The 513-nt window shown below is 40.4% G+C and carries 1 pseudogene; it reads right to left on the bottom strand.

The features are described 5' to 3' along the window. Window positions 1-77: 77 nt before the first annotated feature. Window positions 78-513: pseudogene (locus AC07E3_RS21505) on the bottom strand (hypothetical protein); the annotation flags it as partial.

The following is a 513-nucleotide window of genomic DNA, read 5'->3' as shown; positions in this document are numbered from 1 at the left end:
AAAATGCACATAGCTTGGCTGTTACGTATGCATTTGAATATGTAAGACAGTCCTAGATTATACAAATATAACTGATGTTAGCCTAGAGGCTGTTGGTATAAACGTTTTAAAGAACGTTCGTAAGTCAGTTGCACGATACATGCATCAGTGCTGGCGCGATGTCTTTTTAAACCACTTCTTCGACAAATGAAAGCCTTGTCTTTATCCCATGTTTCAAATTGATCTTCACGCATGATCAGCTCTAAACTGCTCATCCTGAACTTCATCTCTATTCTTGCTTTACCAAAAAGTTTGAGTACCCAAGGGTTATCGACTACCCAGGCATCTGAGTACAAAGTCTGCCCATTGGCAAACGCATTTAAATCACGACAAACATCCATTGGGTTTTCGCCACGTAATTCAATAAGCTCTCTGGATATACCATGAATTTGCTCAGCAGCGGTATCCCAGTGTTTCCAATCATCAAAAGGCTTAATTAAGCGACAAAAGCGGTTTCCGTTTGGTAAGACAACG

The sequence above is a fragment of the Nitratireductor lacus genome, assembly GCF_056431025.1.
The sequence above is the reverse complement of the archived record's forward strand: the minus strand, read 5'-3'. Positions and strand labels throughout refer to the sequence as shown.